The organism is Streptomyces sp. DH12 (assembly GCF_020873895.1).
GTDB lineage: Bacteria > Actinomycetota > Actinomycetes > Streptomycetales > Streptomycetaceae > Streptomyces.
On record NZ_JAHWGT010001164.1, the window covers coordinates 1 to 442 of the forward strand.

Annotated in this window: 1 protein-coding gene; it reads right to left on the bottom strand. The window is 74.7% G+C overall.

Translation table 11 applies throughout. From position 1 onward, the window contains the following. Nucleotides 1-442: aldehyde dehydrogenase family protein (locus LPA54_RS39055; protein ID WP_228985139.1), on the bottom strand; the 442-nt coding region annotated here is incomplete at both ends.

Below are 442 nucleotides of genomic sequence, written 5' to 3' on the forward strand. Positions count from 1 at the left end.
AGCCCCTCCTGTTCGAGGATGTGGCGTTTGCCCAGGTCGGCGACGGCGGTGGCGACCGCGGCGCCGGTGTCGCGTCCGCCGACGAAGGAGACGCAGCCGATCTCCGGCGCCCGCACCAGCGCCTCGGACAGCTCGCCCCCGCTGCCGCTGACCAGGGTCACCGGGATGCCCTCGCGGGCGGCGAGCGCCGTGGCCAGGGTGAGGCAGGCGACGCCGCCGTCGGTCGGGGTCTTGGCGACGACCGCGTTGCCGGCCAGCGCCTGCACCAGCAGGGCGTGGACCAGCACGCTCATCGGGTAGTTCCAGCTGGCGATGTTGGAGACGGGCCCGTCGAGCGGGGCGCGGCCCTCCAGCATGGTTTCGATGCCGTCGGCGTACCAGCGCACGCCGTCGACGGCCCGGTCGACGTCGGCGCGGGCGAGCCGCCAGGGCTTGCCGATCT